Source organism: Flavobacterium xizangense (assembly GCF_054075145.1).
Window position 1 is genome coordinate 1 of sequence record NZ_JBSIPG010000172.1, and the last position, 259, is coordinate 259.

Genomic DNA, 259 nt, shown 5'->3' on the forward strand with positions numbered 1-259 from the left:
CGTACCAATCGGTTAGTGTTTTTTCGGACTGTTGCAATGTAATCATGCCCTTGAGGAGTCAGATCTTCGGTTTTTGCGATTTCTTCCAACGGATTGACAATAAGAGTCAAAGGTGTTCGGAGTTCATGTGAGATATTAGTAAAAAAACTCAATTTGAGTTCTGTCATTTCCTGTTCTACAATTACTTTATTTCGAAGCTGAATCATAGAAGAGGCTATTCTTCTTGACGTTTCTAATAAAGCAGCACAAATAATAAAAT

Annotated in this window: 1 protein-coding gene; it reads right to left on the reverse strand. The window is 35.9% G+C overall.

What is annotated here, in order from left to right:
• On the reverse strand, positions 1-259 hold a 259-nt coding region (locus ACWA1B_RS22985; protein WP_456910963.1), incomplete at both ends, for a histidine kinase dimerization/phospho-acceptor domain-containing protein.